Genomic DNA, 25759 nt, shown 5'->3' with positions numbered 1-25759 from the left:
GCGGTCGGCATCGACTAACAGTTTCGGGTCGTCCGTACGAGGTCGGCCTCGTCGCCCGAGCGGCTCGGTGTCGCCACCCACGGACACCCTCGCCGCACGCCAGAGAGCCGTACGCCGGCAAAGCGGTCGCTTCGGCGTCCGTTCGAACAGTAGCATTAAAGTATCGGTTGCCGTGATGACAAACAGAGATGGACCGCCGCAAGTTACTCGCTACGACCGGAACCCTCCTCGGCACGACGAGCCTGACCGGTTGTTTCGGCCTGTTCGGGTCGGACGAACTGCCGCCGCCGCGGAAGTCCGACGTGTTCGAACCGGTCGAGGTGTCGGCGAACGCCATTACCGTGCCGCTCGAAGAGCAACCCGAGGTCGAAGCCGCCGCGACCTCGAACGGCAACGCAGTCGACGCGGCCGCCGTCGGGTCGCTCGCCCCAATCGGAGTCGCCCGCGCAGCCAAAGGTCGCGGAGCCGTCGGTCGCGGCAGTGGGAGTTCCTTTGCGGCTGCTCCCACTGGCGCCCACGGTCGTGCCATCTGGCACGGCGAGGACGACGACGACGACTGGCGCGACAACCACCAGAGTCAGCTCGAGATGTACCAGGCGGCCGTCCCCGCCGTCGGGTTCGCTCGCGTCGGTCGCCCGTCCGACGACGAGGACGACCTGCCGGGTGCTGGGCCACCGGGCAACTGGAACGCCCGGATGGAAAACCCCGGTGACCAGGCCAGGTGGGAACAGGACGTCAGTCCGGGGTGGTACCGCGTCGGTGCCCGCCTCCAGGCACAGAACGGCAACCGCAACCTGGGCTGGTCGGCCGTCGACTTCGAGGTCATCGAGAACGGTGGCGAGTACACGACCGGACAAAAGTGGAAAGTCGAGCCCCGGTTAACCACGTCGAACTGACCCGTCGTGACGACGCCCTCCAGACGCAGCACGGTTTTCGGTCTCACGTTTGTCGTCGCCTTCTGTAGCATCGTCTACGAACTCGTCTACTCGGAACTGCTGACGGTAATCTTCGGCGGGACAGTCGCCCGATACTCGATCACCATCGGCCTCTTTCTGTTCTCGCTCGGTATCGGGGCCTTCGCCTACCGCTACGTCGACGACGACCCGGCGAACTTCTTCCGGCTCGAAGTGTACCTCGCGCTGACCGGTCCCCTCGGACTGGTGTTCATCGTGGCCGTCAACTCCGTTCCCGTCACGGGCTCCCAGACGGTGGAACTCGTCGCCGAGACCGTGTCGCTGTGGCTCTCGCATCTCCCTATCGTCGTCGTTGGCGTACTTTCCGGACTGGAGATTCCCTTCCTCACTGACCTCGCCGACGCGGAAACCGACGTTGACTTCGGGACGCTCGCGGTCGTCGGTTCACTCGGCCGTGGCTCCCGGCGACTCGCCAACGGACTGCTCGGTCTGCTGTTCCGGGTCCCCGGTCCGGACGACGCGGCGGCGGGTCCGCCCGACTCTGGCGGCGAACCCGACGAGACGGGGAGCTTCTCCGCGATTCTGGGGATGGACTATCTCGGGAGTCTCGTCGGAACGGTCACCTACGCGCTGGTGTTGTACCCGTCGTTCGGGCTGATCGCAGCCGTGTTCGTTCTCGGTCTGCTGAACGCGGCGGCCGCCCTCGCCGTCTACCTCCTGTACCGGGACCGGCCGGCCGACGACCCGCTGGCCAGGGCCTCGTTCGGAACCGGCGTCCGGGCGCTACTGGTCGTCTGTGTCGTCGCGTCGACCGCTTACACGGGTGCGCTTGCGGCCAACGACCGCGTCGAGTCGGAACTCAGGACACTGTACCTCGAGGAGGGAATCGAAGACGAGTACCCCGACCGGAACATGGCGGTTTCGATCATCGACCACGAGACGACCCGATACCAGGATATCGTCCTCTACGACCGCGAGTGGACCGGTACCGGACTGACGAATCGGTTCCCCAGCGGGACCGAGACCTGTCTCCGGCTGGACACGGCGATCCAGTTCTGTGAGAGCTGGGTCGACTCCTACCACCACGGCCTCGTGGACGTGCCGGCCGCGTTCGAGCCCCTGGCCGACCGAAACCTCAGCGACGACCGCGTCCTCCTGCTCGGCGGCGGCGACTGGATCGCCGCCAACTACCTGCGCGACCACGGCGCGACCGTCGACATGGTCGACCCCGACCGGGAGTTCCAGCGCTACGCCAAGCATCACCCGTTTTTCCAGCAGTACCACGATGGCGCCTACCGCTACGAGAACCTCACCGTTCACCACGAGGACGCGTACGCCTACCTCCGTGGGACCGACCGCCAGTACGATCTGGTCCTGTTGGACCTGCCCGGGGCGCGCAGCGACGACCTCCTGCACCTCTACTCGACGGAGTTCTACCGCCAGGTTCGCCAGCATCTCACCGACGACGGACTGGCGGTAACGTGGGCCTACTCCCGGTACGACTTCCCGAAACACCGGAGCGCCTACCTCACGACCGTCGCGGCCGCTGGCTTCGACTCCTATCTCCCGTATCGGGCCTACGGCGACTCGAACGGCGACGGACGCGACGAGCGAGGTGAACTGTTCTACGCCCTCTCGCCGGGACCGACGCCCGCCCTCGTCGTCGATGCCGGCGGGACGTACGTCGACCGCCACCGCGACCGCTACGCAGACCGAGAGTGGCACCCGGTCCCCTCGTACCGCGGCCTGGCCCCAAACAGCGTGTTCAACCCTAACTATGACACCATCGTCGACTACGGACCCTGAGGTTCACACGGACCGGCTGTTCGTCGGCTTCGGGAGCGACCGCCCCGACTGCTCCCGGCTGACGGTCTTCGCTGAGACGTCCGTAGAGCTGTGTGGCACACCCGCCGAGGTGGCCGTCATCGGTAGCTCACACTACCTCTACGCGCCGGACCTGTGCTTTCGCGAGATCATCTCGTGTAAGTCTCTCCCCCACGACGCCGTGGCAGAACTCCGTGTGCCGGACGGCGACGACCGTCGACTCCGATACGCCGGCGAGTCGGTGACCGCCGAGATTACCGTCTCGGTCCGGCACATCGACACCTACCCCACCGACGGGGCGTTCGACCTGATTCACGAGTTCGAACCCGACGCCTACACTGCCATCGCAGTAGACGGCGACAGCTACGAGACGTACCACACCTACCCAGAACACGGTTGCTTGGTGTACTCGGAGACGGAACTGGAGCGGCCCGGCGACGACGCGACTCAGCGATAAATCTCTCGACGCTCCCGGTCCGACAGGTTGACGCCGGTGTCCGCAGGCTCCCGGCAGAACGAACACTCGTCGGAGCTGGCGACCGTCCCGAGGGTGAACTGCAGGCCGAACACGCTGAGGACCTTCTCCTCGCGGCGCTCGATTACGCGCTCGGCGTCGTGGCCGCAGTACCGGCAGTGGTCACGCTCGACACTGGTCTGGTAGGAGACGAGGTCGACCCCGAACCAGCCAAGGCTGGCGTAGGCCTCGTCGCGGGTCGTCCGTACGAGGTCGGGTTCGCGCTCGGTCTCGAAACGCTCGCGGGAGATGGAGTTGGCCTCCCCCTCGTCGCGCTCGCGCTGGAGCGCCATCTCCTCGCCCAGCGCCAGCGAGTTACGGTCCCCGGTGCAGTCGAGGACGACCGTCTCGTCGCTCCCGCGGACGCGGACTGAGTTGTTGTCACCGGCCAGCGCGAGTCTGAACTCGTCGGTTGCGGGTGTCACGTCGACGGCACAGCGCTCGCCGGTGACCGCCAGGCTCTCGACGGTGCCGGCGTCGACACTCTCACGCTCGCTGCCGACCGTCGCCTCGTACTCGTCCGTGTCTGGTGCAGGGCTCATGTCTGGGCGGGTTCGTCTCCAACTGGGGCGTCACAGGGCTTGAAACTTCCTGGTCGCCGTCAGGTACCACAGATTCGGTGGAGGTCGTCGAGTGAGTCGATGTCCCACGTGGGCCAGACGTTGAGGTCCCAGTCGGTGCGGTGAGGGCGGCGGATGAACGCCGAGTCGATGCCGGCGTTCTCGGCGGCCCGAATGTCGGACTCGTTGTCGCCGACGTACAGCGCCGAGTCGGCGTCGAGGTCGGCGAGTGCCCGCTCCAGATAGTGTGCGTTCGGCTTCCGGAGATTGAGGCTCTCGATTGTCGCCTCACGGCCGTACGCGGCGTCGAACAGGCCACCGATTTCGAAGTGATCGAGCAGGAAATCGACCGTCGCCTGCTGATTCGAGCTGACGATTCCCCGGTTGATGTCGAGGTCGGAAATCGTCGACACGTCGCCGTACGGCGTCTTCCGGCCAGCGCGTGCCTCCTCCTGCTGGGCCTCGGACACCGTCCGGTCGCGGGTGCGCCAGAACGTGTCTGGGTCGAGGTCGTACGTGTTACACACTGACGAAACCTGGCTGGGGGTCGCGCCGATGGTCATGTCCTCGACGTGGTCGGGGTCCGGGTCGGTGACGCCGAACTGCGCGAACGTGTCAGCGGTGGCCTCACGAAGTACCTCGAAGTGTGTCCGACCGACGAGAACACCGTCGTTGTCGAAGACGACGGTATCATAAGTCATAGTATCTGTTGTGGCGGCGACGGAATAAGGGTTTCCGCTACTACATCTCTGAGCGCTTGATGAGCGCGTACAGCACGAGGCCGCCGAGGATGACGGAGAGGTACACCTCGGCCGCCACCAGGATGCGGGACGCCCACCCGTCGGCCCCGATGTTGCCGTAGCCGATGGTGAGGAACGTGATGTAGCTAAACGAGACCATCGTGTAGAACTCGCCGAACCCGGCGGGCGTCGTCAGTTGCGAGAGCGAGTCGAGTTGGTGGCTCGGGGCGGTCTCGAAGGCCGGGCCGCCGAAGGTGTAAAAGAAGGCGAAAAAGAAGGGGACGACCGCGAACACGGCGAAGATGCGGAAGATGCGCATGCCGTGGCCACAGGTAACCCCGAGGAAGGCGTTTTCGGCGGCGCGCACGCCGTTTTTGAACCGGGAGCTGATGTCGCTCGCGCCGTCGGCGGCGATGGCGAGGTATTTCTTTCGGGCGTACTGCTGGCGTTTCACCCGGAACTCACCGGCGGCTTTCATATCGCCGGCCGCCGAGGCGCTGTTTTTCGCGTTGAGGTAGGTCGTCTCGATCACTTCGGGCGTCATCTCGACGGCGTAGGTCCGGTCGGTGGTGTCGTCGAACTCGTGGAGGACCCAGTCGTTGCGGTCGAGATAGTCCGTGTGTGTCGAGAAGTCGAACTCGTTGCCGTCGAACTCGCTGAAGACGGTGTTACAGAACCGGAAGTAATCGAGCAGACGCTGGCTCCCGCCGCTCTCGTCGGCCGACTGGAGGGTGATGTCGCCGATGGACGCCCGCGTGAGGTCGTATCGGACCCACCCGTCTTTGGGCTGGGAGATCGTGCCGCCGCGGAGCGTCGTGTCCGTGAGGTTCACGTAGGGCTCGCCGTCGGTCGCCAGCACCAGCATGTCGATGCGGTCCTCGAAGGTCGCGTCGTCGAAGTCGAGCGTTTCGGCGAACTCGACGCGCATGAAGTTGGCCGAGGTGAACTCCGTCCCGGAGAAGTTGGCGTCTTCCTCGAAGGTTACGCTGTCGAAGGTGGCGTTGTCCTCGAGCTGGTTGGCGTGACCCTGGAACTCCGCGCCCCGGAAGACGGCCCTCCCGCGAAAGGTTGCCTCCGAGAAGTCGGCGTCCTCGACGAACCGGGCCTCGTCGAAGTCGGCCTGCCCGTCGAAGGTCGCGTCCACGAAATCCGCGTCGGCCATGAACCACGTCTCCTCGAAGACGGCCTCGCCCTGGAAGGTCGCGGCCTCGAAGTTGGAGTACCGGAACTCCGCCTCGCCGAACTGGGCCAGGCCGGCGAAGGTCGCATTCTCGAAGGACACGTCGTCTTCCAGCGAGCGCGCGCCACCCTCGAACACCGCGCCCTGGAAGCGTGCCTCGTCGGCGAAGTGCGCTCCGGCGAAGGTGGCGTCCTCGGTGAACCGCGCCTCGGCGAAGTTCGCCAGTGTCTCGAAGCTGGTGTCCGTGAACCGAACGTCGCCGTCGACACGGCACTCGCGGAACCGCGCCGGGCCCTCGAAGGTCGCACCGTCGAACGTGCTCGCCCGGAGTTCGACCCGCTCGAAGACGGCCTCGTCTTCGAAGGTGGTTCCGGCGAAACTCGTGTTGTCGTCCATGGCGTTCGAGCGACCGGCGAAACTCCCGCCCCGGAAAGAGACGAGATCCTCGAAGACCGCACTCTCGAAGCAGGTGTCGTCACCGCAGGTAATCTCCTCCAGACGCGTCTCGGCCTCGAAGACGGTGTCGGAGAACTCACAGTCGCGGTCGAACCGTGACTCCTCGGCCGCCACCGGGCCGGTGACCGTCGAGTCGACAATCTCGACATCGTACTCGAAGCGAGCGTCCTCGATTTCGAGACCGCCGATCTCACACTCCTCGAAGACGAGCGGGAGCATCACGTCCGCGTGTTCGACGCTGATTCCGTTCCGGAAGGTGCAGTTTCGGAACTCGACCGGATGGTTGTTCTCCCGCCCAACGTCGAGATAATCGAGTTCGAGATAGGGGAAAGATCGACCCTCGAACACCTTCTGCTCGCCTTCGCCGTACCGAATCACCTCGATCAGGGCGTTCTCCACTGCTGTCGCGTCGATCCCCTCCGCTGCCCGCTCGCTGGGTGACAGCTCCAGGATCGACCGACTCTCCGTGAGTGGTGTATCGGTCATCTGTCCGACCGTTGTCGACCGCGCTCAAAAGTTTTTGGAGACTGAAACGACGGTGTCGGGGGCTGTTCAACGGAAACCATTAGGGTGCCACCGCCTCAGAGTCGGGTATGACCGATCCGTCCGACCTCGCTCGCCGCGTCCGCGAGGGCGAACTTCGGCTCCACGAACTGGACGACCACGCCGACTCCGAGACGGCCGCCAGGGCACGCCGACTGTTCGTCGAGCACGAGACCGATACCGACCTCGAAACCGTCGGCGAGTACGCCTTCGACGCCGAGACCGCCGAACCGAACATCGAGAACATGATCGGCGGGACGCAGGTGCCCGTCGGTGTCGTCGGCCCCATCGAAATCGACGGCGGCGCCGTCGGCGGTGAGCGGTACCTCCCGCTGGCGACCACCGAGGGCGCGTTGATCGCCAGCGTCAACCGCGGCTGCTCGGCTATCCGGGCCGCCGGCGGCGCGACTGCGCGTGTCCTCAAAAACGGTATGACCCGCGCACCAGTGTTCACCGTCGAGGACGTGGGTGAGGCCGCGACGGTCGCCGCCTGGGTCCGTGAGCACACCGACCGGTTGGCCGAGGCCGCCGAATCGACCACCAGCCACGGCGAGTTGACGGACGTGACGCCGTACGTCGTCGGGGACTCGGTGTTTCTGCGGTTCACCTACGACACCAAAGACGCCATGGGCATGAACATGGCCACTATCGCGACCGAGGAGGCCAGTGGCGTGGTCGAGGCCGAGACGCCCGCGTCGCTGGTCGCGCTGTCGGGCAACCTCTGTGCCGACAAGAAACCCGCCGCGATCAACGCCGTCGAAGGTCGCGGACGAACCGTCGCCGCCGACGTGTACATCCCCCACGACCTCGTCGAGGAGTGGTTCAACACCACCGCCGACGCCATCGCGGAGGCCAACACCCGCAAGAATCTCCTCGGTAGCGCCAAAGCCGGTAGTCTGGGGTTCAACGCCCACGCCGCCAACACGGTCGCCGCCGCCTTCCTCGCACTGGGCCAAGACATCGCACAGGTGGTCGAGGGCTCGAATGCCATCACCACCGTCGAGGAGCGCGAAGACGGTCTCTACGCTAGTCTGACTATCGCCTCGCTAGAAGTCGGCACTGTCGGCGGTGGGACCGGTCTCGCCACGCAGGCTGAGGCCCTCGACGTGGTCGGTGTCACCGGCGGTGGCGACCCAGCCGGGAGCAACGCCGACGCGCTGGCGGAGGTAATCGCCACCGCCACGCTGGCCGGTGAACTCTCCCTGCTCGCGGCGCTGGCCTCGAGACACCTCTCTAGCGCCCACGAGGAACTGGGCCGCTGACCCGCCCTGCGACCGATCACCGGTTCCGAGAGACCTGGACGAACAGCGCGACGGACCCGCCGACGACCACGGCCAGGCCGAGGACCAGTGCCGTCTCACTCCCGACCGCGGGCGCGAGCGCGAGCAACCCCCAGCCGACGCCGCCGACGGCGTGGGCGATTCCGATCAGGCGCTGTCCACGTCGCAGATAGACCACGCCGCCGAGACCGAAGCCCAGCGAGAGGACGACCGTCGAGAGCGCGATGGGTCTGACCTGGAGTCCGCCGAGCGCGAGCGGCCCGACCACCGGTTCGACCAGAAACAGCAGGCCCGCCAGTCCGACGAGCGTACCGACGGCCGCGGACGCGTAGTCGATCTCGTAGTCGGCGAGACTCATAGCCGGCGGTAGGTGCCGTCGCGCTCGGTCACCTCGCCTCGACGGACGAGTTTTTTCAGTGCGTCCCGGACGTACCCGGCCGGCACGCCGCGCTCGGTCGCGTAGTCGACCACGCTCGCTTCGGTCGGAGCGTCCTGCTCGCGGAGCGCCGCCAGTACCGTGTCCTTGCGGCTCTGTCCGCCCCCTACCCCGCGCCCGGCGCGGTCTGCGGCCGCACCGACTGCCGCCGTATCGACGCCCGATTTTTCGAGGTACTCCGTCTCGTCGACGCCAGCCTCGTCGAGATAGCGGTCCATCTCGGTGAACGAATCGAGGTCTGCGAACGCGTCCTCGTGGCCCTGGCGCTTGGCCAGCATCGCCGCCCGAACTTCCCGGGCGTGGTCCGGGTCGTCCGTCGTGACGAACTGCTTGAGTTTCGAGAATGCCCTGGTCGTCCCACAGCGGGGACACTCCGACCGTTCGGGCCGTCCCTCGACGACCCGGAGCGCGTCACACTCGCTACACCCGACGACCGCGTACATACTCGGAACTGAGGCCTGTTCCCGGAAGAATGTGCCGTCCGATTCAAGACGCGAACGGTTAGGTGTATCCGGTCCCTACTTGACACACGAATGGGACACGCCCACGCCACGGCCGCGGCTGCGCTGTGCCTCCTCGCCGTTCTGGCTGGCTGCGGGGGTGTCCTTGACGACAGGGCGACGCCTGCGCCCGTCGAAGTCGGAAACGCGTCCGTTCCTACCGGGATTACGGCCGACGAGGTCGACGCGTCGACGCTGGCCGCGAGCCACGACGTCGTCCTCGGGTCGACGAACTACACCGTCCGGGTCAGTGAGGTCATTACGACGAACGGGACCGTCCTGCGGAACGCCACCCGAAACCGACGTGTCTCCCAGGGTGCGGACCGGTACCTGTTTCGGCGCACCCAGTACGCCAGCGGCTTCCCTACCTCGTCGCTTGCCCCGGTGTTGACCTACTGGTACGACGGGACGACCGTCGTCCAGCGAATCGGGACCGGCGCGGGCATACGGGTCGACCGGTTCTCGGCTGGTCCGTCCGGCCCGCTCAATGACCCGACGAGCCACCGAGGCATCGCCCGTATCTTCAAATCGTTCGAGTTGCAACCTAACCGCACACTCGGGGATGGGCCGGTCCGGCTGACCACGGTACGGCTCAGTAACCCACAGACCGCACCGACGCCGTCGTTCGTCGGGTCGCCGCGAAATGCCACGCTGACCGCGCTCGTCGACGACCGTGGATATATCCGTAGTTACCGCCTCGCGTACGACGCCGATGCGAGCGCCGTCTCGGAACCGGTTCGGGTCGTTCGCCGCGTTCGCTTCACCGACCTCGGCGCGACGACCGTCGAGCGACCGACCTGGGCCGAAGCGGCGGCGCAGTCCGAGCCCTGACCGGACCGAACGGACCGTTCGAGCCGATTCCATAATAAAACACTCCCACTCGGTGTCGGAGACGAACCGACCGGGACCGGGACCAGCCCTGGAGCCGGCCGCGACCGGCGCTCCCGTCACCGTGACGCCCGCCTCCCCCCCTGCCGTCACGACCCGCCACTGAGGCGGACGAAACCGCTCCGAGCGGTGGCACGAACCACAAAACACACCTGGGTTTCGGCGGAATCGGCCAGTATGCGCGAGTCTTCCCTGTTCGCCCTCGGCGCCGGCGGCTACGTCGCCGGCACAGTCGGGACAGCGCTCGTCCTGACCGCCTCCACGCCGTCGTCGCTCGCCGTCGTCGCCGGCGTCGCTGTCGGGATTTCGCTGGCCGTCACCGCCGCCGCGACGCGCCTGTCGACTCCCAGCCGCGTCGAGCGGTTCCAGTCCTCGCGTGTGCAGGTATCGGTGGTCGTCGGCTTGGTCGTCCTGACGGCAGCCGTCGTGACTGCCCACCACGACCTGCTGGGGCTTGGCCGGGACGTGTTCTGGCCCGGTGTTATCGGCCTCGGCGTCGCCTTTCTCGGCGCGGTGACGGTACTCCACGCCGGGGAACGCCGGTACGCCGCCCGCGTCGAAGCCGAGAGCGACGTACACGTGGTTCTCCCGGACCCGAGTGCGAACGGGCCGGGAACACGGTGGCAACTGGCCGCTCTGGCTCTCGGAGTCGTCGCCCTGGCACTTGCGCTGCTTGGCGACGGCCTCGACACGACCTGGCTGTTCGCCACACTCGCGGGGCTGATTCCATTCCTTACGGCTCAACGCCGCTCGGAACTGGTCGTTCTCGACGCGGGGCTGAAACAGGGCGTGTCGGTCCGACCCTGGGACGACTTCGAGACCTACGAGATGACTGACGACGAACTGGTCATCCGGGACGACGGCTGGTTCCCACGAGAGTACGTGCTTCCGCGTGCAGATATCGAGAACGAGGACGCGGTGGTCGCTGCGCTGTCGCAGTATCTGGCGAAGTCTTAAGTCCCGACGGTTCGGCTACGCTATGTCGCGGATGTTGTCGGCGACGCGTTTTGCGTACTCGCTGCAGGCGAGTTTCTCGCCGCCCTGGATCTGACGCTCGATGTCGTACGTGACGTGTTTGGACTTGATCGTCTCCTCGACGGCGTCACGGATGAGTTCGCCAGCGTCCTTCCAGCCCATGTACTCGAGCATGAGTTTCCCCGAGAGGATCATCGCTGTCGGATTCACCTTGTCCTGGCCGGCGTACTTCGGGGCCGACCCGTGGACGGGTTCTGCCAGACAGCGGCCATCGCCGAAGTTCGCCCCGGGGGCGATGCCGAGGCCGCCAATCTGTGCACCACAGGCGTCGCTGAGATAGTCCCCGTTGAGGTTTGGCATCGCCAGCACGTCGTACTGCTCCGTGCGGGTGAGAATCTGCTGGAGCATGTTGTCCGCGATACGGTCGTTGACGACGACGGCGCCCTCGGGCTGTTCACCGTCACGTTCCTCCCAGAGCGTGTCCTCGGTGATGACTTCGCTGCCGTAGTCCTCCTCGGCAACTTCGTAGCCCCAGTCCCGGAACGCGCCCTCGGTGAACTTCATGATGTTCCCTTTGTGGACCAGCGTGACCGAATCGCGGTTGTTTTCCAGCGCGTAGTCGATGGCTTTCCGGACGAGACGTTTCGTCCCGAACTCGCTGATGGGCTTGATGCCGATACCGACCGGCCCCCCGTGGATGGTGTCGTCGTATCCCATCTTGTCTTCGACGAACTCCCGGACCTCCTCGGCGCCTTCGGTGCCGGCCTCCCACTCGATGCCGGCGTAGACGTCCTCGGTGTTCTCCCGGAACGTAACCATGTCCATCTGGTCCGGGCGTGTGACGGGCGATGGCACGCCCTCGATGTGGTACGTAGGCCGAACGTTCGTGTACAGGTCGAGCCGTTTGCGAAGCGCGACGTTCAGTGAGCGAAAGCCCGCGCCGACCGGCGTCGTGAGCGGGCCCTTGATGCCGACGTTGAACTCTCGGAACGCCTGCAGGGTATCCTCTGGCAGGTTCTCGTCGTACTGCTCGCGGGCAGTTTCGCCGGCGTAAACGCGCATCCAACTGATCGAACGGCCGGTCGCCTCCGCCGCCGCTTCGAGTACCTTCTGTGCGGCTGGACCGACATCGACGCCGATACCGTCGCCGTAGATGATGGGGACGATGGGGTTCTCCGGGACAGAAAGCTCGTCGTTGTCCGGGTCTACCACCTCGATTTGGTCCCCGTTCGCGGGCACGTCGACCTTCTCGTAGGGCATATCTCTGAACATCACACGTCGGGCTAAAAGGCCTACCGCTTCCCGGGAGACTGTACAGAACGACCGTGAGATTCTCCATCGACAGATTCGGAACGACCCGCACTAAATGAACCGGCCTGTCACGGTCCACGCCGATATCGGCTAGTCTGCGTGGGTCCTTCCGGTCGAAGGCGAATCGTCGTCGCCCATCGCGCGTCCGCTGGTCATCGGCTGTTCGGTTCGGGCCACGAGCAGTTCCCGCCCGTCTCTGACCGGTTCGCGCTCGGTGGGGGTGACCCGCGTGGAACCGCCATCCGGCCCCGTCTTCGACGCGCCCGGGTCGTCCGCGAACACGTCCGTCAGGAGTGCCCGAAGTCGCCGGCAAAGCGGCTCGTCGACGGCTTCATTGTTTCCGACGTAGCGGGTACGGGAGTGTCCGGAAAAGCGCCCGACGACGGCGCCCACCGAAACGGCGTCACTGACGGCCTCGATTGCTGGCTGAAGCCGTTCCCGCACATCCTCAGACGGTCGGGTCGACGATTTTCCGGTCGGCGCGCTGCTGGTGGGTCCGGGTGGCGTCGACGCTGAACCACTCGCCGGCGCGGGTCGCGAGCGCGGTCAAGGACCCGCCGTACACACAGCCGGTGTCGAGACCAACCGCCCACGTCGTATCGATCGGCTCGCCGAGGACCGTGTGACCGAAAAACACCCGTGGTGGTCCCTCGTACTGCTCGAACCAGAAGGGCCCGTCGTACCCGTTCCCGGCCGGAATCGACCGGGTCTCGAGCAGGTCCTCGGCGCTGTGGCTCGTCAGCGGTCGCGTGGGGTCGACGCCCCCGTGGACGACGAGGCCGCCGTCCCAGGAGAGCGCGACCGGTGCGTCCTCGATGTACTCCCGCACGGGGTCGAGCTCCGGACGCGACACCTCGCCGTTCAGCAGTTTGGCCTCGTTGTTCCCTCTGACGGTCGTGGCGTTGTCGCGGTCGCGGACGAACTCGACGACCGCGCGGCTCGCTGGCCCCTTTCGCACGAGGTCGCCGACGAAGACCACGAGATCGTCCTCTGTGGGGCCCATCGCCGCCCAGAGTCGTCGTAACTCGTCGAGACAGCCGTGTACGTCGCCCACAACGTACAGTTCGTCGTACCGGTCCGCGTCGATGTGGCGGTGGAGCGACGAAACCGGGTCACAGAACTCGACGCGCCCACCCGGTTCAGTCATGCGCGCTCCCTGCCCGGTTCCACGTACGATACCCGTCACGTCCCGTTGCTCCGACTACGTCCATATACTCTCTTTGTGCTACTGGTACTAAGGATATTACTAATACTAGTACCCTCGTCTGTATGTAACTATATAGGCGCGGACGCAAAATCGGGTTCCACCTGGGTGTGAACCCTGCTGCAGGACGGGACGCTCTGTGTGGTCGGGTAGGTACCGAGCCGGGTGTCTCGGGTCGGTCCCTGCCGGTCCGGGCGGGGGTCCCGAGACGCACCGGTGTACCCGCCGGAACGCAACTCCTTTGCCGTTCTTTGCCGAACAATTGGGTATGACCGACGTGGACTTAGACGCCGAGGAGTACGAAAAAAACCGGGAAGCGGGCGAAATCCTCGCACAGGTCCGCAACGAGGCCGCCGACCGGGTCGAAGTCGGAGTGAGCCACCTGGAAGTCGCCGAGTGGGCCGAGGACCGAATCCGCGAACTCGGCGGCGAACCGGCGTTCCCGGTGAACATCAGCATCGACGAGGAAGCCGCCCACGCCACGCCCGGCGTCGACGACGCGACGACGTTCGGCGAAGACATGGTCAACCTGGATATCGGAGTCCACGTCGACGGCTGGCTAGCCGACACCGCCGTCACGGTCGACCTCTCCGGAAACGCCGAACTGGCCGAGGCGTCCGAGGCCGCTCTCAACGCCGCGCTCGACGTGGTGGAAGCGGGCGTCGAGACCGGTGAAATCGGCGCGGTCATCGAAGAGACCATCGACGGCTACGGGTTCAACCCGGTCGTGAACCTCACGGGCCACGGTCTGGGCCACTGGCAACAGCACACGCCGCCGAACATCCCGAACCGTGCGGTCGACCAGAGTATCGAACTCGAAGTCGGCGACGTGGTCGCCATCGAACCCTTCGCAACCGACGGCGGCGGCAAGGTCCGGGAAGGCAGCGAGGAGGAGATCTTCGCGCTCGAATCCGAGGGCTCGGTCCGGAACCGCGCGGCTCGACAGGCACTGAACCAGGTCACCGAGGAGTTCAAGACGCTACCGTTCGCCACCCGCTGGCTCGACGTTCGCCGGGCCGAGATGGCCCTGCGTCGACTGAAACAGGGGGACATCCTCCACGGCTATCCTGTGCTGAAAGAGGAAGCCGGGTGTCTGGTTAGCCAGAAAGAACACACGATCATCGTAACCGAGAACGGCTGCCAGGTTACGACGCGGTTGTAGCGGCCGCGCTTCGTTTTTGTGATGTCGATGCCAGCCTCAGGCGTCGTTCATCCGTAACACGGTCCGCGCGCTACAGACGCGACACTCGCTGACCCGGTATGGCTCGCGCGAGTACTCGGCGTTTTTCCGGGCCGCGCTTTCGGTGAGGATTTGCACCGACACCTCGTGCGGTGTCTCGCGACGACACTCCTCGCACTCCTCTGTCATCCCGTTGTTGCCGTCGTCTATCGCTGACATCGTATCTCGCTCTTCCGCCGAGCAGAGTATAAAAACCCCAATCCGTTCGGCTTCGTTCACGTGATTTCCGCTCGCAGTCTCGTGATTCTCTACGAAACGCTACGAGAAGATACGAAATCGTTTATCGACGGCTCTCGAGTCGCCGAACTGGTATTAAATTGGAGAACGGCCGAACGGGTTATATACTATGACTGCCGCCTGCGGAGTCGGGCGGGGTACCGCCGGCGGTGCTCTCCGTGGTGATTAAGCCACGGGCGGCCACAGGGCTGGCATGGAGCAGGTGTTCGCACCGTGGCGGATCGACTGGATCGAGCGACCCGACAAGAACGAGGGAATCGACGGCTGTGTGTTCTGTGCGTTCGCCGCGGACGACGACGACCGGGAACACAACGTGGTCGCCCGGAGCGACCACGCCTTCGTTCTCCTGAACAACTACCCGTACAATCCGGGGCATGCGATGGTGATCCCTCACCAACACACCGGTGACTACCGCGACCTCGACGACGCGACCCTCACGGACCACGCCCGCCTCAAACAACGGACCATCGAGGCCATGGAGACGGGTCTCCGGCCAGCGGGATTCAACGCCGGACTCAATCTCGGCGGCGGGGCGGCAGGGGGTTCCATCGACGACCACCTGCACACCCACGTCGTCCCGCGCTGGGAGGGTGACACCAACTTCATGCCGGTCATCGCGGAGACCAGTGTCATCGTCGAAGCCGTCGAAGACACGTACGGCCGCCTTCGTGAGGCCTTCGCCGAGCAGGACGGCGCGACGGTCCCGGGTGACGACCGGGCGGTCGAGTTCGTGTAGCCAGCCGACAGGGCGACTTTTCTGCCCGGGTGTCCAAACCCGAACGATGGCACGCTCGACGGCGCTACGACGGGTCGGCCTCGTGGTCCTCGGGGCCAACGTCCTGCTCGCGCTGGCAAAGGGCGGAGTCTGGTACGTCACCGGGAGCCTCGCCGTCGGGTCCGAGGCCGTCAACAGCCTTGCCGACACCGTCTACAGCGTCGTCATCGTCGCTGGGCTCTACCTCACTACCCGGCCGCCGGACTTCGAGCATCCACACGGGCACGAGCGAATCGAACCGTTCGTAGGGCTGTTCGTCGCGCTGGGCATCTTCGCGGCCGGTGCCGCTGTTATCTGGCAGGCCCTCACAGCTGTCCTCTCGGGCCCGACTCCCACCACGTCCAGTCCGGCCGCCGTCGCCGTCCTCGTGGTGGCTGCCGTCGCGAAGTTTCTCCTCTATCGTTACTGCCAGGCCGCCGGTGAGAACTACCGCTCGCCCGCCCTGGTGGCGACTGCGCTAGACAACCGCAACGATATTCTCACCGCCGTGGCGGCGCTGGGCGGGGTCGTCGGCGCGGCGCTCGGCTTCCCGCTGTTAGACCCCGTCGCCGCCACACTCGTCGGGGTCGGCATCCTCTACACCGGCGTCGAGGTGGTCCGCGACAATCTGGACTATCTGGTCGGGGCGGCCCCGCCCGAGGACCTCCGGGCCGAGATCGTCAGGCGGGCGCTCGCACACCCCGATGTCGAGGGCGCACACGACGTGATCGCTCACTACGTCGGCCCGGAAATCGACGTGAGCCTCCACATCGAGGTCGAAGGCACCCGGACGCTGCTAGAGGCCCACAACATCGAGACGGCGGTGATCGGGTCGATACAGGAACTCTCGGAGGTCGACGACGTGTTCGTCCACATCGACCCGAAAGAGGCCGGCGAGTGGAAACCCGACGAGGAGGTCGACCGGTTGACCGACCACGGCCCCAATCCCGACGGCCGGTCCTGACTGTTCGGCTTTGCGAGACCGCGAACGGTGACGACAATCTCGGCTCCCCGTCCGCCAACGTCGCCGTCACTGACCGACACCGTCTCGTCCACGTACGCATTCTACGCCGTGTTTTTTGATCGGGTTCCGGTGAGTCTCCGCCTGCGTTGGCGGGAACGGTCGGACGACGCCCGTCGCGAGCGCCGGCACTCGAGACGCACCCTCCGAGCCGCGACGACGGGCCGTGCGCCCGTGTCTACCATGCTGGCTCCCTCGAGCGTTCGGTCTCACGCGTCGGTATCGGCATCGTTCCGACCGACCGGCCGAGTCTGGCGGTCGTCGCCGTGTCGCCCCTGACCGGCCGCTGGTGCCGGATTCGACTCGAGGCAACTCCTGTGGGTGGAACTCGGCGAGGGAGACGAGGAGGCCGCCGAACGAACCCCCTGCCGGTAGTGTCTGGACTCCGATAACCTGCAAATATACAACTCAGGTGAGCGAACCAACAGGCGTAATGAAATGAATCCTGTCGAGCGTCGGAACCGGTTCCGCGGCGGTCGACCTCGTTCTCTCGGATACCACCGTCACACAGGGTGAGACGGTCGACGCCGACGTCGAGGTCGTCGGCGGGAGTTCCGACCAGACGACCGAGGAGGTGTATTACGCGCTCCTCACGCGGTACTCCGCAGACGACACGCGCCGGACGGGCGTCGTCGACGAGGGCACTCTCGTCGAGGGGTTCACCGTCGAGGCCGGGGACGAGTGGGCTGTGGACGTGGAACTGAAGATTCCACCGGCGACGCCTGTGACGATGGGCGGTGCGAGCGTCTGGGTCGAAACCGGTCTCGACATCGCCTATTCGGTCGACCCGGACGATACGGACGACCTGCGGGTCCAGCCAGACGAGCGCACTCGTGACCTGCTGGAAGCGATGGACGCACTCGGTTTCCGCTACGACAGTGTGAAAACATCGCGGACGAACACGGCCGGTTGACGACCGAGTACAACTTCGTTCAGGAGTTCGAGTTCGAGCCCCGGACCGGCGAGTACGTCGGTGAACTCGACGAACTCGAAGTCGTGCCGCTGCCCGACGCGGACAGCGTGGAGTTCATCGTCGATGTCGACCGCGACGCCGACGCCTTGGTCGAGACGACCGGTGCCGACGAGTCCGTGACGACGGTCTCTTTCGAGGGTGTCGACGACGAGGAGAAACTGGCCCGGAAGTTCGAGTCGGCTATCGACCGCGGGCTCTGACCGCACCGAGTTGGGTCAGACCGGCTCACCGAACGCGTACACCGTATTGTGGCTCGCAATCTCCACGTCCACGGTGTCGCCCACTGTCAGCCCTCGCTCTTCGGCGTCGGCGATGACGACCTGCCGGTAGGCCTCGTCGTAGCCCACCAGTGACGTCTCGGTGCCGTCTTCGGTCAGCAACACCGACTGCTCGGTGCCGACCATCTCCTCGTGGGCCTGTCCTACGAGGTCCATCTTCAGGTTCGTCAGCGCCTTCGAGCGGTCCTTCTTCGTCTGGCCGCCCAGCCCCTTCATCTCGGCGGCGTCGGTCTCGGGCCGTTTCGAGAACCGCGTGACGTTGATCTTCTCGGGTCGGGTCTCCGCCATCAGGGCCAGACTCTGCTCGTGGTCTTCGGGCTCCTCGGTGGGGAAGCCGGCGATGAAGTCCGTCGAGAGCGTCCAGTAGTCCAGACGGTCGTCGAAGGCCTCGACGACCTCGACGTACTCGGCGACGGCGTGCTGGCGGCGCATGTCTGCGAGGACGTCGTCGCTCCCCGACTGGACGGGCGCGTGCAGGAAGTTGTAGAGTTCGTCGTTCTCGGCAAACACCGCGGCGAGGTCCTCGCGGACGCCGTGAACGCCCTTCGGGTTAGCCATCCCAACCCTGACGCGGAACTCGCCGTCGATATCACAGACCCGGTCGAGCAGTTCGGGCAGCAGACTCTCGCCCTGATTGGTGTCCCAGCCGTAAACGCCGGTGTCCTGACCGGTGATACGAATCTCTCTCGCGCCTGCGTGAACGAGCGCGCGGGCCTTCTCGACGTTCTCTTCGATCGAAGGACTGTCGATTCGACCGGTCGCCTGCTTGGTGATGCAGTACGAGCAGTCGCTCATACAGCCCCGGGCGATGGGGAGGATGCCGACGACCCCGTTCAGGACGGGTTCGGTCCCGTCGGTGACGGTCGGGCACTCGCCGTTCAGCACGTGGTCAGGCACCTCGTCCCAGTGGAGAATCTCGGCGTCGACATCCTCGTCGTGGAAGAGGTCGGCCTGTGCGAGCGCCATGCAGCCAGTCACTACGAGGTCTCCGGGAGTCTCTGCGTCCAACTCTTTGGCCCGCCGGAGCATATTCTGTTCCGTTTTTTCGAGAACTGTGCAGGTGTTGAGGATGGCCACGTCGGCCGCCTGTGGGCCGTCGACAGGGTGGTGGCCCCCCTCACGCAGCGCCTGCTCGATCTGTTGGGTCTCACCTCTGTTTGAGGTACACCCGTACGTCTCGATGTGATAGCGGGCCATTCGCTACCCATTACTCCGTGCTCGCCGAGCAAAAACGCGACGAATCGGTCACGCGCTCTCGGACCCGCCGGTCGCCGCCCGCCACTCTTCGACGATGGCGACGCCGCTGCTAGCCCCGATTCGTTCCGCCCCAGCGTCGAGCATCGCCTCCGCGCGCTCCCAGGAACCGATTCCACCGCTCGCCTTCACCGGCAGGGACTCGCTCAGCAACTCCACGTCGGCGACCGTCGCGCCGCCGTCGGTGAACCCGGTGGCGGTCTTGAGCATGTCGGCGTCGGCCGCCGCGGTAAGTTCGGCCGCCCGTGTTTTCTCCTCGTCAGTCAAGAGCGGGGCTTCGACGATGACTTTCACCGGCAGGGGCGTCGCCGCGACGACCTCGGCGACCTCGTTCCGGTAGTCGTCGTCCTCGCCGGCGAGCAGACGACCCGCGTTGGCGACGAGGTCGAGCTCGTCGGCGCCGTCCTCCCAGGCGAGTTCGGCTTCCTCGGCCTTCGTCGACGGTGTGTGCTGCCCGTGCGGAAAGCCGATTACGGTCGCGACCGTCGTCTCGGGTGCGTAGCTCGACGCCAGCTCGACGTAGCACGGGGGAATGCAGGCGTTCGTGCCGTACGCGATTGCCTCGTCGAGAACGGCTAGTACGTCTTCGCCGGTGGTCGCCGGTCCCAACACCGTGTGGTCGACCCGCCCAGGTACGTCCATACACGGGATAGCGTCCCGCGGAGTAAAAATCGACGTGGCCGACCGGAAGGCTTTCGGCCGCTGCGCGACCCCCGTTCGCCATGTTACTCCAGATACTCCCCGAAGGGCTGGTCGTCCCCGGGGTGCCGTATCTCCTCGGCCTGGCGGTCGTCGGTACCATCGTCGGTGCAGCGCTTTTGACTCGTCGTCCACCGGTCACGCAGCGACTGGTCGTTGCGTTCACGCCCTGGATGACGGCCGGTGCCGCGTTTCACGTTCTCTACCAGTTACAGCAGCGTCCGGACGTTCAGCCGCTGCCGGCCGCTCTCGCGCCACTGTTCAGCGCGCCTGCGGTGTACGCGACGACGTTCCTCGTCGCCAGCCTCGTCTGGGCCGGACTGGCTCTCGCCGACCGACGGGCCTCGACCCCGCTCGCGGTGACCGGAGGCGTGACGACGCTGGCCGCTGCCGCACTGGTCGTGCAGACGGCGACGGCTCGGGGGACGTTTGCCCCGGTCGTGCCCCTGGTCGCGCTGGTCGTGTCGACAGTCGCCGCGGTCGTCACCTACGCACTCCTCTATCAGGTCCGCTCAACGGCCACGGCACGGACCGGTACACTTGGAGTGGTCGCGGTGTTCGGTCACGCACTTGACGGCGTCTCGACGGCCGTCGGTGTCGACCTGCTCGGGAGCGGTGAGCGGAGCCCGATTCCGGCGGCGATTATGGAGTTCGCCGGCTCGTTACCGACGGCGTCGGCCATCGGCCAAGGGTGGCTGTTCGTCCTCGTGAAACTCCTGATTGCGGCCGCCGTCCTGCTGTTGTTCGCGGACTTTATTCAGGAGGATCCAGTGCAGGGCAACGCAGCGCTCGGCGTAGTCGCGGCCGTCGGACTCGGGCCGGGAACGCACAATCTTCTGTTGTTCGCCGCGGCAGGACTGGCGTAAGCTTTGCTGTGGAGTGAGTTTTCCGAAAGGGAAGGAGAGTGAGGGTCGGTACCGGTCAGCCCCGTGGTGTTGGGTGTGGTCCGTCCGGTGAGGTTTCGGACGCGCGGTGGTTACCTGGAGTGGCGTACTCCTACTCCCACCGGACGCCCTCATCGCATATCTATTCTCCCGAGAGTATAAAGATTACTGCTCGTGAACCTTACTTCGTAAAGACGAAATTCGGACCAGACAGGCCCGACGCGGACGTATAAAATCCCATAGATTAATGCGTATGGAAGAAATATGGGTTTATATGCCCTCTGACTCCGGTTCCGAGGAGTATCCGCGGGCACCCGCCCAGAAGGCGCGGGACGAGAACATTCTGAGTGTTTTCGAGGGGACGGACGATCCGGTCCTGACCACCTCGGAGGTCGCGGAGGAGCTGCCGATCGGGAAGCGGGCCACCCTGAACCGGTTGGAAGACCTCGTAACCCGGAACGAACTCGACTCGAAGGACGTGGGAGTCGGCCGCGTGTGGTGGCGCGCAGTGCCCGAACCGGACTCCGTAGCGGCTGAACCGGAGGCAGGGCCCACCGACACGGCCGATGGCGGACCTGCACCTGCTACCCCGGACCAGGCGTCTGGCACGCCGTCGTCCCCGTCGGTTGGGGTCGACGACACCGACGAACCGCTGGAGACCGACAGCCCACGCTGGGCGTTTATCGGGAGCCTCGGCCGGCATTCGGTCCTGGCAGGCGTATTCCTGCTCGGTCTGTTGCTCGTAGAGGGAATCGTCCAGCAGTCACTGCTACCGGTGTCGCCGGTTCCGATCTTTCTGACTGCGGCTGTCTTTTTCCTCATCGGGTTCCCCGCTCGTGGCGCGTACCGAGGGAAAAAGTACTTCGAGTCGACCGACCTCTCACTCTCGCAGTTCGTCGGCCCGGTTGGTCGCCTGCTGGGCCGTGACGACTCGAAGTCCTGAGTGCCGACCCCTGCCCATTTTGTAGTCGCTGGCTAAATCACGAGTATGGCCAAACAACCACACCTACTGGTCGAACCGGGAGACCTGGCGGACGTCGCGCTTCTGCCGGGTGACCCCGGTCGCGTCGACCGCATCGCCGACACCTGCGACGAGTCGGCGACGGTCACGCAGAACCGCGAATACAAACTCGTCAACGCCACCTACGAGGGGCAGGACCTGACGATCTGCTCGACCGGAGTCGGCTGTCCGTCGGCTGCTATCGCGGTCGAGGAACTCCACGCGGTCGGCGTCGAGACGGTAATTCGGGTCGGGACGACCGGCGCGCTCCAGTCCGGCATCGAAATCGGCGACATGGTCGTCGCGACCGGGGCGGCCAAAGACGAGGGGACGACCGGTCGCTACGAGGCCGATACGGTGCCCGCAGTCCCCGACTACGCCGTCCTCTCGGCACTGGTGGACAGCGCGGAAGCGAACGACGAGGACGTCCACGTCGGGCCGGTCACCACGGACGATGCTTTCTACGCCGAAACCGAGGAGTACGTCGAGCGCTGGGAGGCTGCGGGACTGTTGGCCGTCGAGATGGAGGCCGCGGCGATTTTTTCACTGGCCCGGCGCAAGAACATGGCCGCGGGTGCCATCTGCACCGTCGACGGCAATCTGGTCGACGGCACACAGAAAGGCGAGACAGAGGACGACGAACTCCCGGCGAAGGCCAAAAACAACATCCAGCGAGCGATCGAAATATCGCTGGACGCCGCGACGACCGTCTGAGGTCGGTGCCGACCGCCTCGATACCGATCGTCGGCGGGCGTTTGAAGTGGACGGCTCGCTAATCGGTGCTATGCGCGACCGGGTGCGTGAACGTCTCGCGTCGGCGCGGGCACGGGTACGCCGGTTCGAGCGCCGCGAACTGTGGACCGTCCGTCGCTGGCTGGAGAACACACGGAACCTAGCTCACCTCTCGGTACTAGTGTTCGTTCCGCTGCTCATCGCCGTCGTCACGTGGCTCTCGAACCTGGTGTCGGTGCTGCCCTTCCTGCTCTTTCCGCCACTGGCCGCGGGGACGTACACGCTCTTTGCCAGACCGGAGAGTGAGTACGCCTCGCCGACACGATTCGTCGGTGGCCTGACCGTCGGCGCGCTCTGTGGCTGGTTCGCGTACGGTGTCGCGACTGGACTCTGGGCGACGCCCGGCCGGACCGCCGTGGACCCCGGCGCCGCGGCGTTTTCCGTCTTCCTGACGGGACTCGTTACCTGGCTACTCACCGTCGAAGAAGCATCCGCGTACTCAAGCGCACTGTTAGTTCACGTCATCGACGTCAGCGGCGCGAACTCCCTTACGCTCGACGTGCTGGCGGGCGTGTCGGTTGCGCTCACGCCGCGCCTGGCGCACGTCGGGAGTGTCCTCGCCTCCTCGACGCTGGTCGCCGGCGTCTTTCTGGTGTGGCGCGAGGCCTTCTTCGAGGAACGGGCACGGTATCTCTACCAGTCGACCAAAGGCGACGACCACGTACTGGTTCCGATGCGGACCGACGAGGCCGAGGCGACGGCGATGTTGGCCGCGGAACTGGCGGGTGCCCACGAAGCCGGGAAGGTCGTCCTGCTGGACCTTGTCGACGACGAACAGGTGGCCGCCGCCGAGCGACGGTTGCTCGAACGGAGGGACAGCGTCGATACCAACGGCGCTCGGACGAGTGACGCGAGTGAGGCCTCCCTGGGGCACAGACCCGACGGTGGCCACACGGACCCGGAGGCGAACTCGGACGCCAGCGACCCGGTCACTCCGACCGCAGACGACGAACTCGAGACAAACCCGCTCGACGAGATGGCCGAGCATCGCGCCGCCTCGACTGCCGCCAGCCGACTGGAAGAACAGGCCGCACAGATCGAAACGAAAGTCGGCGTGCCGTGCGAAGCCGTCGTCACCACGACTGGCGGGACGCCCGCCTCGACGGTACTCTCGACCGCACACGAGACGAACTGCGACCTGATTGCGACGCCGTACGAACAGCACCACGGCAGCCTCTCGTCGTTCGTCCGGGTCCTCTTTCGCGGCGACGTGGACGTGCTCGTCCACCGGTCCTCCGCGGGCCAGACCCGCTGGCACCGCGTTCTCGTGCCAGTTCGGCAGGCGGGCGACGTGGCCCACGCGATGATCGACTTCGGACTCAGACTGACCGGCCGGACCGGCCGCGTTGGCGTCGCACACTGTCTGCACGGCGACGGGAACCGCCGCCGCGCCGAGAACATGCTCTCGGATCTGGTCGAGACGTTCGAGGGCTCAATCGAGACGCGTGTCTCGCGCGACCACATCAAGGAGTTCCTGTCCGAAACCGCAACCAACCACGACATAGTGTTTCTGGGTGCGAGCATGGACCGGAGTCGCGCCTCGCGGCTGGTCTCCCCGCCGACGTTCGAGCGCATCCGCGACCTGGACTGCGACGTGGCCATCGTGGACCGCAACCGCTACCGCTGACGGTCAGTTGTTCTCCCCGGTCTCGTCACCGCTCAACTGCCCGGCCAGCGACTCCACGTCGTCGTCGCCCAGTGCCGACTCGACGAGCAGGTGGCCGCCGATGACCATGGGGCTGATGACCGTGTCTGCGCCTGCTCGCCTGAGTTTCTCGACGTTCTCCCGATCCGTCGCACCGGCGACGACCCGGACCTCGGGGGTGAGTGACTTGGCGGTGAGAATCGCCAGCGCGTCGTTGGCGTCGCTGTCGGTTGCGGCGACCATCGCGCGGGCGTTCTCTATGCTCGCGCGCTGGAGCGGTTCCTCGTCGCTGGGGTCGGCCGACAGCACCGCGACGTCGCGGGCGCTGAGTGCCGCCGCCGCGTCCTGATCCGGTGTGATGACGACGAACGGTGTCGACCCGGAGAGTTCTTCGATGATCGCTTCCGTCATATCGCCGTAGCCGAGAACGATGACGTGGTCCTCGAGCAGTCCGAACTGTCGTTCTGTCATGATACCGAGTGTGTGCGCGAACCGCGCTTCGACGGCCGGGCCCAGCAGCGACCCCAGCGCGAGGGTGAAACTCGCCACGCCCAGAATCAGCACGGAGACTGAAAAAAGGCGGGCCTGTTGTGTGACAGGGACCGCGTCGCCGTACCCGACCGTGCTCGCAGTGACGATGGTGTAGTAGACGGCGTCGAGGAGGGTCTCGACGTTCTCGAACTCCGCGCGGAGCCGATAGGTTCCGGCGGTCCCGTACACCGTCGTACCCACGAGCGCGGCCATCGCCGCGAGTTGCGTTATCGAGAGGTCCACCCGCCGGTCGAACCGGCCGTAGTCGCGCAAAACGAACGGGAGCGAGAGCAGGGAGAGGGCGACGAGTGCGAGCGGGTAGCGGCTCTGACCCGACTGAGCCAGTCCCTGGACCGCAGTGGCGGGCAACAGCAGTGCGGTCGAGTACCAGGCGACGCGGAGCCCTCGCCTGAGGCCGAGCGCGCTCGCGAGCATCAGGAATCCCGTGAGTGCGCCGGTGAAGCCGGCAGCCTGTTCGACACTCTCGGGGACGTACGCGTCGAGAGGGCCGACCTGTGTCGTCCCAATATAGACGACACCCGTTGCGAACGAGAGGACCGCGACGAGCGTCACCAGCAACACCGTCACCCGAGTACCGAACAACGCGCGCCGGGACGCCATACGCTCTCGTCCGACGTGAGAGCTGATAAAGCCGCCGGACCGGACGGTCGCCACCTGGCGGTACTGTCTTCGACGAGGCGGTCTCAGCCAGCCCGTAGCGTTCGTTCCGGTCGAGATTCTGCTCGGAATCTATCTTGATACAGCGAGAGAATCCCGCCGTTCACGGCGGGCGTGAATCGCGTCCACCTCAGGACGCATTCACCCGTTTTCTCCATCCTGAGATTTACTTTCCTTGAACATATATCATGATATACACCGAAGCGGCCTCAACCGCCCGAGTAACCGAATACTATTGGATTCGGGAAATCCACGTTCGAGGGAATCCCCTTCGGGCCGCTGGATTCCTAATTACGGTAACTCCGAATCCCTCTGTGGATAGGAGTAACGGCGGTCTGGCCCCGCCAGGAGACCCGTTATGCCGACCGGTCTGCAAACCAGCAACTCTCCCAAACCTGCGGTGTGGTTCGGGGAGCCTCGCCGTCGTCGGGCTACGCCCGACTGCTTG

The 25759-nt window shown here is 65.6% G+C and carries 25 protein-coding genes and 1 pseudogene; 14 read left to right on the top strand and 12 right to left on the bottom strand.

Annotated elements, in window-relative coordinates; all coding sequences use genetic code 11:
* The first annotated feature begins 188 nt into the window (after positions 1–188).
* The 3 genes from Q0964_RS08395 to Q0964_RS08385 are packed head-to-tail and all read left to right on the top strand — an operon-like array spanning position 189 to position 3195.
* On the top strand, positions 189–896 hold the full coding sequence (locus Q0964_RS08395) for a hypothetical protein (protein ID WP_299265902.1): 708 nt from the start codon (positions 189–191) through the stop codon (positions 894–896).
* Between the two features lie 6 nt (positions 897–902).
* Complete coding sequence (locus Q0964_RS08390; RefSeq protein WP_299265899.1) at positions 903–2720, top strand: spermidine synthase; 1818 nt, start codon at positions 903–905, stop codon at positions 2718–2720.
* Positions 2692–3195: a DUF2617 family protein gene (locus Q0964_RS08385; RefSeq protein WP_299265897.1), complete on the top strand. Its 504-nt coding sequence runs from the start codon at positions 2692–2694 to the stop codon at positions 3193–3195. The genes Q0964_RS08390 and Q0964_RS08385 overlap by 29 nt, the downstream gene beginning before the upstream one ends.
* On the opposite strand, the gene Q0964_RS08380 is transcribed toward Q0964_RS08385, so the two are convergent.
* From Q0964_RS08380 to Q0964_RS08370, 3 genes are read right to left on the bottom strand one after another with little or no spacing between them, the layout of a single operon-like run.
* Complete coding sequence (locus Q0964_RS08380) at positions 3186–3794, bottom strand: hypothetical protein (RefSeq protein ID WP_299265895.1); 609 nt, start codon at positions 3792–3794, stop codon at positions 3186–3188. The two genes, Q0964_RS08385 and Q0964_RS08380, sit on opposite strands and share 10 nt — an antisense overlap.
* Before the next feature lie 59 nt (positions 3795–3853).
* Positions 3854–4513, bottom strand: a complete 660-nt coding sequence (locus Q0964_RS08375) for an HAD family hydrolase (RefSeq protein ID WP_299265894.1) — start codon at positions 4511–4513, stop codon at positions 3854–3856.
* Positions 4514–4553: 40 nt separating this feature from the next.
* Complete coding sequence (locus tag Q0964_RS08370) at positions 4554–6674, bottom strand: pentapeptide repeat-containing protein (protein WP_299265891.1); 2121 nt, start codon at positions 6672–6674, stop codon at positions 4554–4556.
* Between the two features lie 107 nt (positions 6675–6781).
* Between Q0964_RS08370 and hmgA the strand changes: the two genes are divergently transcribed.
* Positions 6782–7993 (top strand): hydroxymethylglutaryl-CoA reductase (NADPH), encoded by a 1212-nt coding sequence (gene hmgA, locus Q0964_RS08365; protein ID WP_299265888.1) that lies wholly within the window; start codon positions 6782–6784, stop codon positions 7991–7993.
* A 16-nt stretch (positions 7994–8009) separates the two neighbouring features.
* On the opposite strand, the gene Q0964_RS08360 is transcribed toward hmgA, so the two are convergent.
* Both Q0964_RS08360 and Q0964_RS08355 read right to left on the bottom strand, forming a co-directional pair.
* Positions 8010–8369: a hypothetical protein gene (locus Q0964_RS08360; protein WP_299265886.1), complete on the bottom strand. Its 360-nt coding sequence runs from the start codon at positions 8367–8369 to the stop codon at positions 8010–8012.
* Positions 8366–8890: a DUF5817 domain-containing protein gene (locus Q0964_RS08355; protein ID WP_299265883.1), complete on the bottom strand. Its 525-nt coding sequence runs from the start codon at positions 8888–8890 to the stop codon at positions 8366–8368. Before Q0964_RS08355 ends, Q0964_RS08360 begins: the two co-directional genes overlap by 4 nt.
* Positions 8891–8980: 90 nt before the next feature.
* On the opposite strand from Q0964_RS08355, the gene Q0964_RS08350 reads away from it, so the two are divergent.
* A complete protein-coding gene (locus Q0964_RS08350) occupies positions 8981–9778 on the top strand; it encodes a hypothetical protein (protein ID WP_299265881.1) in 798 nt (265 codons plus the stop codon).
* 234 nt (positions 9779–10012) lie between these two features.
* Entirely contained in the window at positions 10013–10792 is a 780-nt protein-coding gene (locus Q0964_RS08345) for a hypothetical protein (RefSeq protein ID WP_299265878.1), read from the top strand.
* A gap of 15 nt (positions 10793–10807) precedes the next feature.
* On the opposite strand, the gene icd is transcribed toward Q0964_RS08345, so the two are convergent.
* The 3 genes from icd to Q0964_RS08330 form a co-directional block, all read right to left on the bottom strand.
* On the bottom strand, positions 10808–12070 hold the full coding sequence (icd, locus tag Q0964_RS08340) for an isocitrate dehydrogenase (NADP(+)) (RefSeq protein ID WP_299265875.1): 1263 nt from the start codon (positions 12068–12070) through the stop codon (positions 10808–10810).
* Positions 12071–12211: 141 nt separating this feature from the next.
* On the bottom strand, positions 12212–12565 hold the full coding sequence (locus Q0964_RS08335; protein WP_299265872.1) for a hypothetical protein: 354 nt from the start codon (positions 12563–12565) through the stop codon (positions 12212–12214).
* Between the two features lie 4 nt (positions 12566–12569).
* On the bottom strand, positions 12570–13268 hold the full coding sequence (locus tag Q0964_RS08330) for a metallophosphoesterase family protein (protein WP_299265870.1): 699 nt from the start codon (positions 13266–13268) through the stop codon (positions 12570–12572).
* 325 nt (positions 13269–13593) lie between these two features.
* Between Q0964_RS08330 and map the strand changes: the two genes are divergently transcribed.
* A complete protein-coding gene (map, locus tag Q0964_RS08325) occupies positions 13594–14487 on the top strand; it encodes a type II methionyl aminopeptidase (protein WP_299265867.1) in 894 nt (297 codons plus the stop codon).
* 36 nt (positions 14488–14523) lie between these two features.
* Here the strand turns inward: map and Q0964_RS08320 are convergent, their stop codons facing one another.
* Positions 14524–14724, bottom strand: coding sequence for a DUF7835 family putative zinc beta-ribbon protein (locus Q0964_RS08320; RefSeq protein WP_299265864.1), 201 nt, complete (start codon positions 14722–14724; stop codon positions 14524–14526).
* 271 nt (positions 14725–14995) lie between these two features.
* Here Q0964_RS08320 and Q0964_RS08315 point away from each other — a divergent pair, with 271 nt between their 5' ends.
* The 3 genes and pseudogenes from Q0964_RS08315 to Q0964_RS18450 all read left to right on the top strand — a co-directional run bounded on the left by Q0964_RS08315 (position 14996) and on the right by Q0964_RS18450 (position 17750).
* On the top strand, positions 14996–15538 hold the full coding sequence (locus Q0964_RS08315) for an HIT family protein (protein ID WP_299265863.1): 543 nt from the start codon (positions 14996–14998) through the stop codon (positions 15536–15538).
* A gap of 46 nt (positions 15539–15584) precedes the next feature.
* On the top strand, positions 15585–16520 hold the full coding sequence (locus Q0964_RS08310) for a cation diffusion facilitator family transporter (protein ID WP_299265861.1): 936 nt from the start codon (positions 15585–15587) through the stop codon (positions 16518–16520).
* Between the two features lie 499 nt (positions 16521–17019).
* A pseudogene (locus Q0964_RS18450) lies at positions 17020–17750 on the top strand (sporulation protein).
* Between the two features lie 15 nt (positions 17751–17765).
* On the opposite strand, the gene Q0964_RS08295 reads toward Q0964_RS18450, so the two are convergent.
* Positions 17766–19025 (bottom strand): tRNA (N(6)-L-threonylcarbamoyladenosine(37)-C(2))-methylthiotransferase, encoded by a 1260-nt coding sequence (locus tag Q0964_RS08295; RefSeq protein WP_299265857.1) that lies wholly within the window; start codon positions 19023–19025, stop codon positions 17766–17768.
* A gap of 48 nt (positions 19026–19073) precedes the next feature.
* A complete protein-coding gene (gene deoC / locus Q0964_RS08290; RefSeq protein WP_299265855.1) occupies positions 19074–19724 on the bottom strand; it encodes a deoxyribose-phosphate aldolase in 651 nt (216 codons plus the stop codon).
* Positions 19725–19804: 80 nt separating this feature from the next.
* Between deoC and Q0964_RS08285 the strand changes: the two genes are divergently transcribed.
* The 4 genes from Q0964_RS08285 to Q0964_RS08270 all read left to right on the top strand — a co-directional run bounded on the left by Q0964_RS08285 (position 19805) and on the right by Q0964_RS08270 (position 24084).
* Positions 19805–20647, top strand: coding sequence for a DUF63 family protein (locus tag Q0964_RS08285; protein WP_299265853.1), 843 nt, complete (start codon positions 19805–19807; stop codon positions 20645–20647).
* Between the two features lie 292 nt (positions 20648–20939).
* Positions 20940–21608, top strand: a complete 669-nt coding sequence (locus tag Q0964_RS08280; protein WP_299265851.1) for a hypothetical protein — start codon at positions 20940–20942, stop codon at positions 21606–21608.
* Positions 21609–21653: 45 nt separating this feature from the next.
* Positions 21654–22379 (top strand): nucleoside phosphorylase, encoded by a 726-nt coding sequence (locus Q0964_RS08275; RefSeq protein WP_299265848.1) that lies wholly within the window; start codon positions 21654–21656, stop codon positions 22377–22379.
* A gap of 70 nt (positions 22380–22449) precedes the next feature.
* On the top strand, positions 22450–24084 hold the full coding sequence (locus Q0964_RS08270; protein ID WP_299265846.1) for an HPP family protein: 1635 nt from the start codon (positions 22450–22452) through the stop codon (positions 24082–24084).
* A gap of 3 nt (positions 24085–24087) precedes the next feature.
* On the opposite strand, the gene Q0964_RS08265 is transcribed toward Q0964_RS08270, so the two are convergent.
* The gene (locus Q0964_RS08265; RefSeq protein ID WP_299265843.1) at positions 24088–25254 is read right to left on the bottom strand and encodes an NAD-binding protein; all 1167 of its coding nucleotides are present in this window, start codon (positions 25252–25254) and stop codon (positions 24088–24090) included.
* Positions 25255–25759: the final 505 nt, after the last annotated feature.

The organism is Halorientalis sp. (genome assembly GCF_028275115.1).
Taxonomy (GTDB): Archaea; Halobacteriota; Halobacteria; order Halobacteriales; family Haloarculaceae; genus Halorientalis.
Note: the sequence above shows the minus strand (reverse complement) of the source record. Positions and strands in the feature narration are given on the sequence as shown.